The organism is Neorhizobium alkalisoli (genome assembly GCF_002968635.1).
Classification (GTDB): Bacteria; Pseudomonadota; Alphaproteobacteria; order Rhizobiales; family Rhizobiaceae; genus Neorhizobium; species Neorhizobium alkalisoli.
Genome location: NZ_PVBN01000005.1, coordinates 148,581 through 165,070, shown reverse-complemented (window position 1 = coordinate 165,070; position 16,490 = coordinate 148,581). Strand labels below are relative to the sequence as shown.

Below are 16,490 nucleotides of genomic sequence, written 5' to 3'. Positions count from 1 at the left end.
GCCGTTAAGGCGTTGCGCGATAGGGAATATTAGTGGTCTCCAGCGTCACCGAATATTGTTCAAATACTATCTTGTTGCTGGTCTCTTCATTTACCATTCCTTCCGGCAACCTTCCATTAACGAATTGATAACGCTCTTCCTTAAGTGCTTGGCAATCGTCGCTCTGTAGATTGCTGCCATCCGAACAACGGAAAACAGTTGTCGGGAAGTGCTGAACAACAAGTTGTGGAGTAGGAGAGTCCCATGTCCAAGATTTTCGCTCGTTTTCTGAAGGATGAGTCCGGCGCAACCGCCATCGAGTATGGTCTCATCGCCGCCCTTATTTCCGTTGCTCTGATCGCTGGTGCTACGACGCTCGGCAATTCGCTGGAAAATACTTTCACCGCCATCTCCGACAAGATGGAGCAGGCTGAAAAAGACATGTAATCTAGATTGCTCCGGGGCATTATTCTCAGGGCTTTTTGTAAAGCCGCCGACGGGCGGCTTTATCACTTTATCGAATGCGGTGGCCATACAATCCGGGCCATTCCATCGCCAGAGGGCAGATGCATGATAAGTCTGATCATAGCAATACTGGTCCTGGTCGTCCTGCCGCTGGGGTTAGCTCTTGCTGCCGTTAGCGACCTCTTTACGATGACGATCCCGAACTGGATCTCGGCTGCGCTTCTCGCGTGCTTTCTCGTTCTTGCGCCGCTGTCTGGCTTGGCCTGGTCGGAAATAGGCATCAACATCATGGCGGGCCTCGCCGTCTTCGGCGTTTGTTTTGCCCTGTTTGCCATGAATGTCATGGGTGGCGGAGATGCGAAACTGCTGACGGCCGCGGCCGTCTGGTTCGGCTTCAATCACTCTCTGTTAGTGTTCCTTGTCGCCGTAGGCTACGTGGGCGGGGCAGTGACCTTGTTGTTCCTTCTTCTCCGGTCTCAGGCAAACTCCGTCATGGCCATGGGGATTCCCCTGCCGGCCTCCCTGGTTACGGCCAGAAAGATCCCCTATGGCATCGCGATTGCGATTGGTGGTTTCCTGACATTCGAGCAGGCTCCGATATATTCCCTGGCGATCAAGACTTTTCAGTAATGCCGTCTGGCGACGGAAACATATTGTTAACCTAAATTGTAAGCGTCTCATTAACCATAATTACACCATTCACGGCCATTCTTCCGGGGAAGTAGAGTTCCCAAGGAATGACCATGAAGCCCACCCGTATCATCATACTCGCGGTCGCCGTAGTGGCCGCAGGTCTGGCAGGCCTGCTGGCCGTGCGGCTGGCGGGCGATAAGGGTCCCGAACTTGTCGAGACCGTGATCAAGCGCGAACCCACGGTGAAGGTTCTCGTTTCCGCTGAAAATCTGCCGGTCGGCAGCCGCCTGAACGCGAAGGCGATGGAATGGCTCCCATGGCCGAAAGATGGCGTGGTGGATGGCTTCATCACCGCCGACAAACGGCCCAATGCGATCACCGAACTTCAGGGCGCGGTAGTGCGCATGCCCATGTTCAAGGGTGAGCCGCTTCGCGCAGAGAAAGTGGCAGATTCATCCAGCCGGGTCATGTCGTCGCTTCTGCCCGCGGGCAAACGGGCCGTGGCGACCGAAATCTCGGTCTCCACCGGCGCAGGCGGCTTCGTACTTCCGAACGACCGCGTCGACATTATCATGGTGCGGGAAAACAAGGATGACGGCCGCTACATTACGGAAAACATCCTGAGCAATATCCGCGTGCTCGCAATCGACCAGCAGATCCAGGAAACAGAGGACGGCAAGAAGGCGGTTGTCGGTACCACAGCGACGCTCGAACTGACGCCGGACCAGGCCCAGGTCATCGCGGTTTCCCAGCAGATGGCGGAGCGGCTCACTCTTGCCCTGCGCTCGGTCGCCGATTCCCAGGAAGCTGATACGGCGGTCGCCGACTACCTGCTTCACGGACGGGACCGCAAGGCGGATATACAGGTCATCAAATCGGGCTCGATCGTCAAAAGCACAGCCGCGACGCAGGCGCCAGCGCAATGAACGGAGCGGATCAAGTGAGCATCCTGAAGCGGAAGATTCGTAGCTCGGTAGCGGCGGCGATAGCCTTTTGCCTCGCCTTTTCCGGCGTTCCGGTCACTGTTGCACCCATTAACTTCGCCTCTGCCGAAGCTGTGGCTGCCGATGCCAGCGTGATTCGCATCACAGAAGGCGGACCGGGAGTCCGAAAGCGGTTGGAGCTCGGCCTCAACAAGGCCATCGTCGTCGATCTGCCGGCGGATGCCCACGACATCCTTGTCGCCGATCCCACCATGGCCGATGCCGTGACCCGCACCTCGCGTCGCATCTATCTCTTCGGCAAAATGGTCGGTCAGACCAATATTTTCGTATTCGGATCACATGGCGAGGAAATCGTCAGCCTGGATGTCGAGATCGAACGCGACATCTCCGGTCTTCAGTTGAATCTTCGCAGGTTCCTGCCGGAATCCGACATCAAGGTGGAAATCATCTCCGATAACGTTGTCTTATCTGGGACCGTACGGACACCACAGGATTCCGCGCAGGCGGAAAAGCTAACCAAGGCCTTCCTGAAAGGCGGCGAAGCAACGACCCGCAGTATTACGGTCGAGGGTAGCGATGGCGGCACCGGCGATATCTTTGCGGAAGACCGCCAGCAGTCGCAGATCGTCAACCTACTGACTATCGAGGGCGAGGATCAGGTGACGTTGAAGGTCACCGTCGCAGAGGTCAGTCGCCAGGTGCTGAAGCAACTGGGCTTTAACGGTTCGGTTTCGGGGCCGGATGGTTCTATTGGCTTTTCCAACCCCTCCAACCTTGGCAATGCGATCAACACCTTCGGCATGGGAACCCTAGCTGGGTCGATCGGCAATGTCGGGCTGGCCACCTACATGAATGCCATGGAGCAGGCAGGCGTCATGCGGACCCTGGCCGAACCAAGCCTGACGGCGATCTCCGGCCAGCAGGCGAAATTTTACGTCGGCGGCGAATTTCGGTTGCCTGCGGAGCAAGAGGTTGGGGTTGACGAAGAAACCGGCGCGCCAACGGTCACCCGAACCACCAATTCGGTCGATTACGGTATAGAATTGAACTTTAAGCCGGTCGTTCTGTCCCCAGGGCGCATCAGCCTGAATATCGAGACCAACGTCTCTGAGCCTACCTACGAGGGTTCGGCCACCACCGGCAACGGAAGTTCGCTCCGTATCCAGGGCAACACCTACATGTCGATCCGCAAACGCGAGGCGTCCACCACGGTTGAGCTTCCTTCCGGTGGTTCGATCGTGATCGCCGGCCTGGTGCAGGACAATATCCGGCAGGCCATGTCCGGCCTTCCCGGAATTTCCAAAGTGCCGGTCCTGGGCACCCTCTTCCGCAGCAAGGATTTCGTCCGCAACGAGACCGAACTCGTCATCATCGCGACGCCTTATCTCGTCCGGCCTGTCGCCCGCAACGAGATCGCGCGCCCGGATGACAATTTCAATCCGGAAAACGACGCCGCCACCTTCTTCCTGAATCGCGTGAACAAGATCTACGGCCGCAAGGAACCGGTCGCGACCGGCCAGTATCACGGCGCGGTCGGCTTCATCTACAAGTGACCCTGGCCATGGAAACGCAAGTAAACACCGCCGCCGAAGGACAGAATGCCATGAGCAAGGGCGCCGCCACGTCTTCCCGATACACCATCGCCTCAGCTGCGATGCTCGTGGCATCGGCACTTCTTTTGTCGGGTTGCGGCAACAGCCAGCTTACCACCGGCTCCATTCCCGATGACTACCGGACCCGGCACCCCATTGTGCTGGCAGAAGGCGAACATACGCTCGATATCCCGGTCGCCTCGGGCGATGTGCGGCTGTCCATCGGCATGAAGGACACGGTAAAGGGCTTCGCCCAGAGTTTTGCCTCGTCGCCGGCAGGCGTCGTTCAGATCCAGGTTCCTCATGGTTCCTATAATTCCGGAGCGGCCCAGCGTCTGGTGGGAGATATCCGCCGGACCCTGACGACCAATGGGGTCAGGACCGATAGGATACTGATGAGCAGCTATGCTGCTTCTCCAAGCGGTGATGCTGCGCCGATCCGGCTCACCTACGTGACGACCAAAGCGATGACGAGCCCCTGTGGAGAATGGCCCGCCGATCTCTCCGACAACACGTTCGGCAACAGGAACTGGTACAATTTCGGCTGTGCGAGCCAGAACAATCTTGCAGCCCAGATCGCCAACCCGACCGATCTTATCGCGCCGCGCGGGATGACGCCGATCGACGCCACGCAGCGAGCAAAGGTCATCAGCGACTACCGCGGCGAGTCCAGCGATGATTGAGCGGATGGCCAGGAAGCGGAGAAGAAGATGAGCCCGATCAGCTACGAGATTCGTGCGTCCGGCGAAGACGAACATTTCGATGACGCCGAGCGTCCTGCGGATATGGACGCACTGCGTCCGCTGCCGCGCATCTCGATTCATGCATTCTGCGAGAGCGAGGCCATGCAGCGGATGATGGACCGCATGGGGCGGGATCGCCGCATGTCCAAGGTCAATCTTCGCGTGACGGTCGGCAGCACCGGCGCCGCAGCGAACATGTTTGCTTCCGCGCCAACGCCGAACCTGATCATTCTCGAGACGGAGGCCGAGCCGAAGAACCTTCTTGAAGAGCTGACGCCGCTTGCGGAAGTCTGCGATCCCTCCACGAAGGTCATCATCGTCGGACGTTACAACGATATCTCTCTTTACCGGGAGCTGATCCGCAACGGCATCTCCGAATATCTGGTCGGGCCGGTGCAGATGTCCGATATGCTGGCTTCCGTTTCGACGATCTTCGTCGACCCGGAGGCCGAGCCGCTCGGGAAATCCATCGCTTTCATCGGCGCGAAGGGCGGCGTGGGCTCGTCCACCATCGCGCACAACTGTGCCTTCGGCATTTCGAGCCTGTTTTCGACCGAGACTATCCTCGCCGATCTCGACCTCCCATTCGGCACGGCCAATATCGACTTCGACCAGGATCCCGCTCAAGGTATTGCGGAAGCGGTTTTTGCGCCGGAACGGCTGGACGAGGTATTCCTCGATCGCCTGCTGACCAAGTGCTCGGAGCACCTGTCGCTTCTTGCCGCGCCGTCGCTGCTCGACCGGGCGTATGATTTCGAACGCGGTGCCTTTACGCCCATCATCGAGCTCCTACAGCGCAGCGCGCCGGTCGCCGTCCTGGATCTTCCGCATGGTTGGACGGAATGGACACGTGCGGTGCTCTGCGAGGTGGACGAGGTGGTGATCTGCGCCGTTCCCGATCTCGCGAACCTTCGCAACACCAAGAACATGATCGACGCGCTGAAGAAGCTTCGGCCGAACGATCGCCCGCCGCATATCATCCTCAATCAGGTAGGCATGCCGAAGCGTCCCGAAATCGCGCCTGCCGACTTCATCGAGCCGCTGGAGATCGAGCCGATCGCGATCCTGCCCTTCGATGTTCAGCTCTTCGGCAACGCAGCCAACAGCGGCCGCATGATCTCGGAGATCGATGCAAAGTCGCCAGCTGCGGAAACATTCTCCCAGATCGCCCATATCGTCACCGGTCGCGTCGCGGTGAAGAAGGCGAAAAAGGGTGGTCTGGGGAAGGTGCTCGACATGCTTGGGCGCAAGAAGGCTTAGACGTTAGGAAACCGGAATGTTTGGCAAGCGCGGAAACGAGGGATCTGGGAAGGGCGCGGCAGGGCTTGCGCCACCGCCGGCGGCCGTCCCCGCCGCTACGCTGGCTGCAAGACAGGCGGCCCCGGAAGTTCTCGCCGAGCCCGCTCGCGATATGGCCGCCCCGCGTCAGCCGGTCCCGCCGCCGCTTGCGCCGCAACCTGTCCGCAAACGGCAAGCCCGCACCGAACTGTATTACGATACAAAGAGCCAGGTCTTCTCCGCGCTTATCGATACGATCGACCTTTCCCAGCTCGCCAAGCTCGATGCCGAAAGCGCGCGTGAGGAAATCCGCGACATCGTCAACGATATCATCACGATCAAGAATTTCGCGATGTCGATTTCCGAGCAGGAGGAACTGCTCGAGGATATCTGCAACGATGTTCTGGGTTATGGCCCGCTGGAACCGCTGCTGGCCCGTGACGACATCGCAGACATCATGGTCAACGGCGCCGGTCAGACCTTCATCGAAGTCGGCGGCAAGACGATCGAGTCCGAAATCCGTTTCCGCGACAATGGCCAGCTCCTCTCGATCTGCCAGCGCATCGTCAGTCAGGTCGGGCGTCGCGTCGATGAATCCTCACCCATCTGCGACGCGCGCCTGCCCGACGGCTCGCGCGTCAACGTCATCGCGCCGCCGCTGGCCATCGACGGCCCGGCGCTGACGATCCGCAAGTTCAAAAAGGACAAGCTCAATCTCGACCAGCTCGTGAAATTCGGAGCCATCACCCCCGAGGGTGCCGTTCTCCTGCAGATCATCGGCCGCGTTCGTTGCAACGTGGTTATTTCCGGCGGTACCGGTTCGGGCAAGACGACGCTGCTCAACTGCCTGACGCGTTATATCGACGCCGATGAACGTGTAATCACCTGCGAGGACACCGCCGAACTGCAACTGCAGCAGCCGCATGTCGTGCGTCTGGAAACGCGTCCGCCGAATATCGAAGGCGAGGGCGAGATCACCATGCGCGATCTCGTCAAGAACTGCCTGCGTATGCGTCCGGAACGCATCATCGTCGGCGAAGTGCGTGGTCCAGAAGTTTTCGACCTGTTGCAGGCGATGAACACCGGCCATGACGGCTCGATGGGCACCATCCACGCCAATACCCCGCGTGAATGCCTGAGCCGTATGGAATCGATGATCGCCATGGGCGGTTATTCACTGCCGGCCAAGACGGTACGCGAGATCATCACGGGTTCGATCGACGTCGTCATCCAGGCGGCCCGTCTGCGCGACGGTTCGCGCCGCATCACGCAGATCACCGAGGTGATCGGCATGGAAGGCGACGTGATCGTCACCCAGGATCTGATGCGCTACGAAATCGACGGCGAGGATGCCAACGGGCGGCTGATCGGCCGGCACATGTCCACCGGCATCGGGAAGCCGCATTTCTGGGATCGCGCCCGATACTACAACGAGGAAAAGCGTCTCTCCGCGGCTCTCGATGCCATGGAGCGGGTGAAGGACTAAGGAGACTACCTCCATGTTTGGGCTGGATATCACGGTGGTGGCGATCATCGCGCTCGTGGCAGTTGCCGCGGCGGGGATATGCTATGCGCTGCTGTTCTCCCGCATGGAGGTGGAAAAGAAGGCTGACACCCGGCTTAACCGGGTTAAATCCGCTGAAACGGATCTGGCGCGGGCGAAGGCCGCAAGGGACCGGGTGCAGGAACTTTCCAAGCGCCGCAAGTCGGTGCAGGATTCGCTGAAGGATCTGGAAAAGAAACAGGAAGAGAAAAGCAGGAAGATGGGCGACGGGAGCTTGAAGTCCAAGCTTTCCCAGACCGGTCTTTCGCTCACGATGGGCCGCTTTTATCTGTTCAGCGTATTGTTCGGCATCTTCATTTTTCTGGTCACCTTGATTGCCGGGCTGCCGTTGCTCGCAGTTCTTGGCGCGGCATTCGTCGGCGCCATCGGTCTGCCGCGCTGGGTGATCGGTTTCCTGGTGAAGCGTCGCCAGAAGAAGTTTCTGGAAGAGTTTCCGAATGCGCTCGACGTGATGGTGCGCTCGATCAAGTCCGGCTTGCCCCTCAACGACTCCCTGCGCCTGATTGCTTCTGACGGACAGGAGCCGGTGAAGACCGAGTTTCGCCGCGTGGTGGAATCACAGCAGGTTGGCCTGAGCGTTCCGGAAGCCTGTGCCCGGATGATGCTGACCATGCCCCTGCCGGAGGTGAATTTCTTTTCGATCGTCATCACTATCCAGGGCCAGGCGGGCGGCAATCTGTCCGAAGCACTCGGCAACCTCTCGAGGGTCTTGCGTGACCGCAAGAAGATGAAGGCGAAGGTGAGTGCGCTGTCCATGGAAGCGAAGGCTTCTGCCGCGATCATCGGAGCCTTGCCCTTTATCGTGACACTCCTCGTCTATCTCACCTCGCCCGAGTACATCGCGATTATCTTCACCGATCCGCGGGGTCACCTGATCCTTCTGATCTCGGGTTTCTGGATGTCGATCGGCATCTTCGTCATGCGCAACATGATCAACTTCGATATTTGAGGAGGGTGAGGTGAAGGAACTCGCGGCGACATTCACGGATCCGGCCACGCTGCTGGCGCTCCTGGTTGCCGTAGCGGTCTTCGCAACACTGTATACGTTGGCGGCGCCCTTTCTCGAAAAGGGGGACCTCGACAAACGCATGAAGGCGGTCTCCACCGAGCGCGATCAGATCAGGGCACGTGAACGCGCGCGCATAAACTCTGAAAATTCCAAGACCTCCCTGCGCGCGCAGAACAACCAGTCCGTCCGCCAGATCGTCGAGCGTTTCAACCTCCGCAAGGCACTCGTCGACGACAACACGGTCAACAAGCTTCGTGCCGCAGGCCTTCGCTCGCAAAACGCCCTCAATATGTTTCTGGTGGCGCGGTTCCTGCTGCCTTTTGCCTTTCTCGCCGCTGCGGTCGTGTGGATTTTCGTTCTCGGCAACCTTGCGTCCCGGCCGCTCCCGATCCGCATGCTGGCGGCAATCGTCGTCGCCTATATCGGTTTTTATGCGCCTAATATCTATGTCACCAATCTGGTGAACAAGCGTCAGGCATCCATCAAACGCGCCTGGCCGGATGCGCTGGACCTGATGCTGATCTGCGTCGAATCGGGGATTTCGATGGAGGCGGCGATGCGCCGTGTCGCAGAGGAGATGGCGCAGCAGTCGCCGCCTCTGGCGGAAGAGATGGTATTGACGACAGCAGAGCTGTCTTTCTTGCAGGACCGTCGCACCGCGCTGGAAAATCTCGGTATCCGCACGCAGCTCGACGGCGTGAAGGCGGTGACCCAGGCGCTCATCCAGGCGGAACGTTACGGTACGCCGATCGCCCAGGCGCTACGGGTGCTTGCCCAGGAAGGCCGTGACGAGCGCATGAACGAAGCGGAAAAGAAGGCGGCTGCCCTGCCGCCGAAACTCACCGTGCCGATGATCCTGTTCTTCCTGCCGGTCCTCATAGCGGTGATTCTAGGCCCTGCCGGCATCCAGGTCGCTGACAAGTTCTGACGACTTCCGCATCCCGGTCGCGCTGGTGTGAACATTTCCTGAATTTCAGCTTCAGGAGCCATTCAGCGGTGCCTCGCTAACCTCTCCATGTAATCAAGCACTTGGTCCCTCAAAGGCCGGTGCTATGGCAAGTGGAGGATACGACAATGCTGGCAAGACTTTGCATCAATCTCGTGCTGATCGGCGGTATCATCACCGTGGTCTCACGTTTCGTCTAGCGCGAGCAACAATCGCCCCCAGAAATGCAAAAAGGCCAGCTCAGCGCTGGCCTTGTGCGTCGAGAGACGGTCTCATCAATTCGTGTTGTTCGGTTTTGCCTTGCCGCCCTTGTCGGCAAGCTTGCTCCACGAGTTCTGCTGCGACAGCATCGAGCGCAGGTACGTGACGTTGGCATCCGCCTGCTGCTGCGAGAGTTCCTTGCGGGCGATCCCTTCCGCTTCCGCGAAGCGCCCTTGCAGGCCGACCACGAGCGCGAGGTTCTGGCGCACCCGGCTGTCGGAACTGGGCTGGGCGGCGGCGTTGCGCATATAGGTTTCGGCCGTGCGAAGGTCGCCGGACAGGACATAGGACATGCCGAGATTGGAGATCACGCTCGGTTCGTTTGGTTGCGCGTCGAGCGCCATGCGATATTTCTTCCGGGCTTCGTCTGAGCGGCCCATCTGGTCCAGGACGGCACCTTCGGCGGAATAGAGCCGCCAATCCGGATGGTCCGGCGTCTGGGCACGGTTGATCGTTGCCAGCGCCTGTTCGAGCTGGCCGGCGGCGGCCTGCGCCTTGCCGTAGGCTGCAAGGACTTCGCGATCGGCAGGATGGGCAATCGCCACCTGCTGCATCACCGCAAGCGCCTGCGCCGACTTGCCGGTCATCCCGAGCACGGTCGCGTATTTCAGGCCGACATCCCTGTTTTTCGGGTCGCGCACATAGGCAGCCCCTATCGATCGCTCGGTGGCCGAAAGCCCGGCCGTGTCCATGCCCTCGAGCGAAGCGGTGGAGATTTTCGGGATCGAGCCGGTTGTCTCCGGATCCTTTTTCGTGCTGGCGCAACCGGCGACGGCGAGCGTCAGAAGGGCGATCGCGGTCGTCTGGACGAGGCGGTTCTTGCGAGGCGTCAGGGCGGCAGAAGCAATCATCAGGCGTCTCGTCGGTCGTCGCCGCTGTCGAGCTTTTCTCGCACGGCGGCATGTGGCGCATTTTCACTCCAGCAATAAACTGTTAACCCTAACAGACCGTTAAGATGAATGATTCCAGCCCTTTGCAAAGGCCACCCATGACGCCGTTCCAATATATCGAGCGCCCCGCCGTCTTCAGCGCCAAAGGTGCTGCAACGAAGCCCGTTTACGCCGTGACGCCTGCGGAGCTTGATGAGGGCAGAATTAAAAGCTTTCCCTTCACCCTCGAGGAGGGGGCTCCAAAGTTTATCCCCAAGGCAGGCATACTTGATTCTAAGGCACTCGCATGGGCGAAGGCTTCGGGTTTTAAAGCCGAGGCCGGCGCGTTTCTGTTGGTTCCAGATGAAAACGGCGACGTGGGTAGCGCCATTTTCGGTCTTGGAAGTGATCCGTTGGAGGCGCCGTTCATCGGAGGTAAGCTATCGAAACTCCTGCCATCCGGTGACTGGCGGATTGAGGCAGCCTCCGTTGCGCCCAAACAATTCGCGTTGGGTTACGGTCTCGGCTCCTATAGCTTCACCCGTTACAAGTCTGAAGGGTCGAAGGATGTACGGCTTTCCGTAGACGATGCCGCCGATATCGAACGCCAGCTTGCCGCCGTCTTTCTTGCCCGCGACCTCGTCAACACTCCGACCAACGAGATGGGCCCGATCGAACTGGAGACCGCCTTCCGCGCTCTCGGCGACTATTACGGCGCGACCGTTACCTCGATCGTCGGCGAGGATTTGCTGGAAGAAAATTTCCCGCTGATCCACACCGTCGGTCGCGCCAGTGTGTCTCCACCGCGACTTCTCGAATTGCGCTGGGGCGAGCAGGGGCATCCGCGCGTGACGCTGGTCGGCAAAGGCGTCTGCTTCGATACCGGCGGTCTCGATATCAAGGGCGCCGCCAACATGGCGCTGATGAAGAAGGATATGGGTGGTGCGGCAAATGTCATGGGCCTAGCCCTGATGGTCATGGATGCCGGACTGAAAGTCGATCTTCAGGTCCTGGTGCCGGCGGTCGAAAACTCCATTTCGGGCAACGCCTTCCGCCCCGGCGATATCTACCGGAGCCGCAAGGGCATTACCGTGCAGATCGACAATACCGATGCCGAAGGCCGTCTGGTCCTGGCCGACGCGCTCGCCTATGCGGACGAAAACCCGCCGGACCTGATGATCGATATGTCCACTCTCACCGGCGCGGCGCGTGTCGCCCTCGGGACGGAGCTCGCGCCCTATTTCACGGACGATGAGGCCCTTTCGGCAAAACTCGCGGAAGCCGCAAAGACGGAGGCCGATCCCATGTGGCGGCTGCCGCTCTGGATGGGCTACGACAAGGATATCCGCGCCCGCGCCGCCGACATCACCAATTCGCCATCCGGTGGCATGGCGGGTGCGATTACCGCAGCGCTTTTCCTGAAACGCTTTGTAACGGCCACCAAGAGCTGGGCGCATTTTGATATCTATGCCTGGGTGCTGGCCGATAAACCCCATGCGCCGGTCGGCGGCGAGGCCTTTGCAATCCGTGCACTCTACCGGGTCGTTCGCGACGTGGCAGCAAAGTGAGCGCCGAAACAAACAAGTAAGACCTTCGGCCTAAAATCTGCGGGATTTTGAGCCGAGGGTCATCATGACGCTGGAACTGACGGCCACGCAAGCATTAGGCTTGTGGCACCGGGTCTCGCTGGAGCAGGTACGGCATGACGGGCGGGATCTGACGTTGCGCCAGATATCGATCCTGCTGCATATTTATCTGGTGCCGCCGCCCCACACGGTAAGGGGACTGGCGGCCACGCTCGACGTATCCAAACCGGTGATTACCCGCGCATTGGACACGATGGGTGGCATGGGCTTGGTAGACCGCGAACGTGATGAACGCGACCGCCGGAACGTGATCATCAAGCGCACGGTCGCCGGCGCCTTGTTTCTTGAAAAAATGGGCGACCTGATCATTCGGGAAGCCCGCCGACCGGGAATGTGAAATGACGAAGCTGCTCGACAGACGCCTGCATGCCTTTCGCCCCGACCTGGCCGATGAGTTGCTGAAGGGCAGCGTCGAGGCGGAAAACTTCGTGCGTGGCGAGCCGGCCCAGGTCATCGTGCCGGCCGCCCAATTGCGGCCGTCGCCCGATCTCGCCCTCGGCATGGATACGGAGCTTCTCTTTGGAGAGACCGTCCGGGTCTTCGATCGCGCCGGTGGCTTTGCCTGGATCCAGGCGGATCAGGATGGCTATGTCGGTTATCTGCCGGAGACGATGCTGGGCGAACCGGAGGAGGCGACGCATCGCATCGCAGTTCAACGCACCTTCGTTTATCCGGAGCCCGAACTTCGCAAGCCTCCGATGACGGCTCTCTCCATGGGCAGCCGTGTCATGGTTGTCGGCGAGGCGGAAACCCGCGGCACGCGCTATTGTCTCTTGTCGGGCGGTGGCGCGGTGATCGCCAGCCATTGCCTTCCCATGGCCGAGGCCATGGGGGACGACTATGTGGCGGTCGCCGAGAAATTTATCGAAACACCCTATCTCTGGGGCGGTCGTTCGGGCTTCGGGCTGGATTGTTCCGCTCTGGTCCAGCTCGCGCTGATGATGGCCGGCAGGACCGTCCCTCGTGATTCCGACATGCAGGCCGCGATCGGTGTCGCCATCTCGCGCGAGGAACTTTGTCGCGGCGACCTCGTTTTCTGGAAAGGCCATGTGGGCATCATGGAAAACGAGGAGACGCTTCTCCACGCCAATGGCCACACAATGAGCGTCGCGCGCGAAAATTTCGAAGCGGCAGTCCGACGCATCGGCTGGCTCTATCAGCAACCGACGGGTTATCGCCGGTTGGAAATCGGCTGATGATCACGCAAATGTGGGCCTCGGTCCATGGAATGGGCGCTTGGTCGTCCATATCTTGGAAGCAACTCGCTGCGTTCGCGAGTGAGGAGTTGAGTGATGTTTAAGAGTGCATGGATATTGCCCGCTGTGATGCTCGTGGCGCTCATCATCGCCGCGTTTGCGCCCGTCGACGTGTTCGCGGCCGAGCGCAAGGGTTTGGATTTTTCGTCCGGCACCTATTTCCGGGATCTTCCAGGCGTCGTGCCGGAAGAGGAACGCGTCCAGAAGCAGGCCTATAGCTGCACCACGGATATCGAGGATGTCTACCGCCCGCGCGGCCGTTTCGACATCCTCTACGGCGACAGCATGCCCACGCGTGTCTATCGGTGTGAAACCGAAAGCGGCATCACCTATACCGGCACCCGGATGCCGAATACCCAGTGGGTACCGGGGCTGAACCCGCATCATCTGCCGAAATAAAGGCAATCTTTTTTCAAAGGGCTTTCCGGAAACGACCGGATCTTGCGATCTCTGTTTGGGTCATTGACGATCCCTCGCGGCTGCCCCACAACTTTCTGATAGATAAAAATCTTGGCACACCGGGAGGAGACAAGGTGTTCCACTCAAGTATGGATTTCGCTCTCGGCGAGGAGGTCGAGGCCGTGCGCGGGACCGTTCATCGCTTCGCGCAGGAAAAGCTGGCGCCCCGCGCCGATGAAATCGATCGCAGCAACGAATTTGCCCGCGATCTCTGGCCCGAACTGGGCACGCTCGGCCTGCTCGGCATCACCGCCGATCCGGATTTCGGCGGCTCGGGACTTGGTTATCTCGCCCATGTTGTCGCAGTCGAGGAACTGGCTCGCGCCTCCGCCTCGACGTCGCTGAGCTACGGTGCGCATTCCAATCTCTGCGTCAACCAGATCAACCGCAACGGCAGCGCGGAACAGAAGGCCCGTTATCTTCCGAAGCTGTGTTCGGGGGAACATGTCGGGGCGCTTGCCATGTCGGAACCCGGCGCCGGCTCCGACGTGGTCTCGATGAAGCTGCGCGCGGAAAAACGCGGCGATCGCTTTGTGCTCAACGGCAGCAAGATGTGGATCACCAACGGGCCGGACGCCGACGTGCTGGTGGTCTATGCGAAGACCGATCCGGTGGCCGGTCCGAAAGGTATCACCACTTTCCTGATCGAGAAGGGCTTCGAAGGCTTTTCGACCGCTCAAAAGCTCGACAAGCTCGGTATGCGCGGCTCCAACACCTGCGAGCTGGTTTTCCAGGATTGCGAAGTGCCGGCCGAAAACGTCATGGGCACTGAAGGCGGCGGCGTGCGTGTGCTGATGTCCGGGCTCGATTACGAGCGCGTCGTTCTCGCCGGCATCGGCATCGGCATCATGCATGCCTGCCTCGACGTGGTCATGCCCTATGTGCATGAGCGGAAACAGTTCGGCCAGCCGATCGGCGAATTCCAACTGATCCAGGCGAAGGTGGCCGATATGTACACGGCCATGAATTCCGCCCGCGCCTATGTCTATGCGGTCGCAGCCGCCTGCGATCGCGGCGCGGTGACGCGGCAGGACGCCGCAGCCTGCTGCCTTTATGCATCCGAACAGGCAACCCAGCAGGCGCTGCAGGCCATTCAGATCCTCGGTGGCAACGGTTATATCAACGACAACCCGACCGGTCGGCTGCTGCGCGATGCCAAGCTGATGGAGATCGGTGCCGGAACCTCGGAAATCCGCCGCATGCTGATCGGCCGCGAACTTTTCAGGGAAACGGCCTGATGGCAGTCCTTCGTTCGCAGGTGAATCTGAGGAGCGAGACGGCCGAGGCCAACCGGGCCGCCATGGAGATGAAGATCGCCGAGGTTCAGGCGGCCGTTTCGCGTGCCGAAGCGGGCGGCGGCGAGGAGGCGCGAGCCCGGCATGTGAAGCGCGGCAAGCTGCTTCCACGCGAACGCATCGCGCGTCTTCTCGATCACGGCTCGCCTTTTCTCGAAATCGGAGCGACGGCCGCGCACGGGCTTTACGGCGGCGCAAGTCCGTCCGCCGGCATCGTCACCGGCATCGGCCGGGTCGAGGGCCGGGAGGTGATGGTGGTCGCCAACGATGCCACCGTAAAGGGCGGCACCTATTACCCGATGACGGTGAAGAAGCATCTGCGCGCCCAGGAGATCGCCGAGGAGAACAGTCTCCCTTGCGTCTATCTGGTCGATTCCGGCGGCGCCAACCTGCCGAACCAGGACGAGGTCTTTCCGGATCGGGATCACTTCGGCCGCATCTTCTATAATCAGGCGCGCATGTCCGCGAGGGGGATCGCCCAGATCGCTGCAGTGATGGGCTCCTGCACGGCAGGCGGTGCCTATGTGCCGGCCATGTCGGACGAGGCGATCATCGTCAAGGATCAGGGCACCATCTTCCTCGCCGGTCCGCCACTGGTAAGGGCCGCCACGGGTGAGGAGGTGAGTGCCGAGGATTTGGGAGGCGGCGACGTCCACACCCGGCTCTCCGGCGTGGCCGACCACCTTGCTCGCGACGATGCCCATGCCCTCGCACTGGTCCGGCGTGCCGTTGCCGGCCTCAACACCCGCAAGCCGGACACTGTGGTGCTCGAAAAACCCGAAGATCCGCTCTACGACCCCGAAGAAATCGCCGCGATCGTGCCGGCGTCGCTTGCCACACCCTATGATATCCGCGAGGTGATTGCCCGCGTGGTCGACGGCTCGCGTTTCGACGAATTCAAGGCCCGTTTCGGCACGACCCTCGTCTGCGGCTTTGCGCATATCTTCGGGATTCCGGTCGGCATCATAGCCAATAACGGGGTGCTGTTTTCCGAAAGCGCCCAGAAGGGTGCGCATTTCATCGAACTCTGCTCGCAGCGAAAAGTCCCGCTGGTCTTCCTGCAGAATATCACCGGCTTCATGGTCGGAAGGCGCTATGAGGCGGAAGGCATCGCCAAGCATGGCGCCAAGCTGGTGACGGCGGTCGCCACGACATCGGTGCCCAAGGTGACGATCCTTGTCGGCGGCTCCTTCGGCGCCGGCAATTACGGCATGGCCGGCCGCGCCTATTCTCCGCGTTTCCTCTGGACCTGGCCGAACAGCCGCATCTCGGTCATGGGCGGACCACAGGCTGCCGGCGTGCTGGCGACCGTGCGGCGCGATGCGATCGAGCGCGGCGGCAAGACGTGGGAAGCCGAAGAGGAGGCGGCCTTCAAGAAGCCGGTGCTCGACCAGTTCGAAGAGCAGAGCCATCCGCTTTACGCTTCGGCGCGCCTCTGGGACGACGGCGTCATTCATCCGGCAAGCACTCGCCAGATCCTGGCGCTCAGTCTCTCCGCCGCGCTCAACGCGCCGATCGAGGAAACACGCTTCGGCGTGTTCCGCATGTGAG

Annotated in this window: 16 protein-coding genes; 15 read left to right on the top strand and 1 reads right to left on the bottom strand. The window is 60.4% G+C overall.

Translation table 11 applies throughout. The features are described 5' to 3' along the window. The first annotated feature begins 243 nt into the window (after positions 1–243). The 9 genes from C5L13_RS13150 to C5L13_RS13110 all read left to right on the top strand — a co-directional run bounded on the left by C5L13_RS13150 (position 244) and on the right by C5L13_RS13110 (position 9,135). Positions 244–426 (top strand): Flp family type IVb pilin, encoded by a 183-nt coding sequence (locus C5L13_RS13150; RefSeq protein ID WP_105383738.1) that lies wholly within the window; start codon positions 244–246, stop codon positions 424–426. A 135-nt stretch (positions 427–561) separates the two neighbouring features. Continuing rightward, positions 562–1,074 carry an A24 family peptidase gene (locus C5L13_RS13145; protein WP_105383949.1) on the top strand — a complete coding sequence of 171 codons (513 nt, stop codon included), beginning with the start codon at positions 562–564 and terminating at the stop codon, positions 1,072–1,074. 113 nt (positions 1,075–1,187) lie between these two features. Beyond that, on the top strand, positions 1,188–2,003 hold the full coding sequence (gene cpaB / locus C5L13_RS13140) for a Flp pilus assembly protein CpaB (protein ID WP_105383948.1): 816 nt from the start codon (positions 1,188–1,190) through the stop codon (positions 2,001–2,003). A 14-nt stretch (positions 2,004–2,017) separates the two neighbouring features. Then, positions 2,018–3,574, top strand: coding sequence for a type II and III secretion system protein family protein (locus C5L13_RS13135; protein ID WP_205836834.1), 1,557 nt, complete (start codon positions 2,018–2,020; stop codon positions 3,572–3,574). 8 nt (positions 3,575–3,582) lie between these two features. Beyond that, complete coding sequence (locus C5L13_RS13130; protein ID WP_105383736.1) at positions 3,583–4,296, top strand: CpaD family pilus assembly protein; 714 nt, start codon at positions 3,583–3,585, stop codon at positions 4,294–4,296. 27 nt (positions 4,297–4,323) lie between these two features. Next, the gene (locus C5L13_RS13125) at positions 4,324–5,616 is read left to right on the top strand and encodes an AAA family ATPase (protein WP_105383735.1); all 1,293 of its coding nucleotides are present in this window, start codon (positions 4,324–4,326) and stop codon (positions 5,614–5,616) included. Between the two features lie 16 nt (positions 5,617–5,632). Continuing rightward, positions 5,633–7,120 (top strand): CpaF family protein, encoded by a 1,488-nt coding sequence (locus tag C5L13_RS13120; protein ID WP_105383734.1) that lies wholly within the window; start codon positions 5,633–5,635, stop codon positions 7,118–7,120. 13 nt (positions 7,121–7,133) lie between these two features. Continuing rightward, on the top strand, positions 7,134–8,147 hold the full coding sequence (locus tag C5L13_RS13115; protein WP_105383733.1) for a type II secretion system F family protein: 1,014 nt from the start codon (positions 7,134–7,136) through the stop codon (positions 8,145–8,147). A gap of 10 nt (positions 8,148–8,157) precedes the next feature. Next, complete coding sequence (locus C5L13_RS13110) at positions 8,158–9,135, top strand: type II secretion system F family protein (RefSeq protein ID WP_105383732.1); 978 nt, start codon at positions 8,158–8,160, stop codon at positions 9,133–9,135. A gap of 293 nt (positions 9,136–9,428) precedes the next feature. Here the strand turns inward: C5L13_RS13110 and C5L13_RS13105 are convergent, their stop codons facing one another. Continuing rightward, the gene (locus C5L13_RS13105) at positions 9,429–10,262 is read right to left on the bottom strand and encodes a tetratricopeptide repeat protein (RefSeq protein WP_407070426.1); all 834 of its coding nucleotides are present in this window, start codon (positions 10,260–10,262) and stop codon (positions 9,429–9,431) included. Between the two features lie 140 nt (positions 10,263–10,402). Here C5L13_RS13105 and C5L13_RS13100 point away from each other — a divergent pair, with 140 nt between their 5' ends. From C5L13_RS13100 to C5L13_RS13075, 6 genes are all read left to right on the top strand, one after another. Then, the gene (locus C5L13_RS13100; protein ID WP_105383730.1) at positions 10,403–11,851 is read left to right on the top strand and encodes a leucyl aminopeptidase family protein; all 1,449 of its coding nucleotides are present in this window, start codon (positions 10,403–10,405) and stop codon (positions 11,849–11,851) included. 64 nt (positions 11,852–11,915) lie between these two features. Further along, positions 11,916–12,266: a MarR family transcriptional regulator gene (locus C5L13_RS13095; protein ID WP_105383729.1), complete on the top strand. Its 351-nt coding sequence runs from the start codon at positions 11,916–11,918 to the stop codon at positions 12,264–12,266. A 1-nt stretch (position 12,267) separates the two neighbouring features. Further along, positions 12,268–13,125: a C40 family peptidase gene (locus C5L13_RS13090; RefSeq protein WP_105383728.1), complete on the top strand. Its 858-nt coding sequence runs from the start codon at positions 12,268–12,270 to the stop codon at positions 13,123–13,125. 96 nt (positions 13,126–13,221) lie between these two features. Then, positions 13,222–13,584: a hypothetical protein gene (locus C5L13_RS13085; protein ID WP_158693444.1), complete on the top strand. Its 363-nt coding sequence runs from the start codon at positions 13,222–13,224 to the stop codon at positions 13,582–13,584. 149 nt (positions 13,585–13,733) lie between these two features. Beyond that, positions 13,734–14,882, top strand: coding sequence for an isovaleryl-CoA dehydrogenase (locus tag C5L13_RS13080; protein ID WP_205836837.1), 1,149 nt, complete (start codon positions 13,734–13,736; stop codon positions 14,880–14,882). Then, the gene (locus tag C5L13_RS13075) at positions 14,882–16,489 is read left to right on the top strand and encodes a carboxyl transferase domain-containing protein (RefSeq protein ID WP_105383725.1); all 1,608 of its coding nucleotides are present in this window, start codon (positions 14,882–14,884) and stop codon (positions 16,487–16,489) included. Before C5L13_RS13080 ends, C5L13_RS13075 begins: the two co-directional genes overlap by 1 nt. The last annotated feature ends 1 nt before the right edge of the window (position 16,490 follow it).